The sequence below is a fragment of the Mesorhizobium sp. M8A.F.Ca.ET.207.01.1.1 genome (assembly GCF_004794715.1).
Lineage (GTDB): Bacteria > Pseudomonadota > Alphaproteobacteria > Rhizobiales > Rhizobiaceae > Mesorhizobium.
This window is the reverse complement of sequence record NZ_SRUS01000404.1, coordinates 1-316: the sequence shown is the minus strand read 5'-3', so window position 1 is coordinate 316 and position 316 is coordinate 1. Positions and strand designations below refer to the sequence as shown.

The 316-nt window shown below is 64.9% G+C and carries 1 protein-coding gene; it reads right to left on the bottom strand.

Translation table 11 applies throughout. The features are described 5' to 3' along the window. The coding region (locus EN850_RS35105) for a histidine kinase dimerization/phospho-acceptor domain-containing protein (RefSeq protein WP_281407316.1) at window positions 1-316 on the bottom strand (316 nt) is incomplete at both ends.

The window sequence follows — 316 nt, the reverse complement described above, 5'->3', positions numbered from 1 at the left end:
TCGGTGCAGACCAGGACCTGCAGGCCCTTGCAGGTGGCCGACGCGGCGAAGCTGCGCAGCACGCTCTCGGTCACTTCGCGCGGCGAGAACGCCGCCGGTTCCAGGCTGAGCTGTCCTGATTCGATCTTGGAAACATCCAGCACGTCGCTGATCAACTGCAGCAGGACCGACGAAGAGCTCTCGATGGTGCGCAGGTACTGCGACTGCCGGGCATCCAGTTCGGTATGCCCCAGCAGTTCCAGCGTGCCCAGCACGCCGTACAGCGGGGTGCGGATCTCATGGCTCATGGTGGCCAGGAACGCGCTCTTGGCCTGGT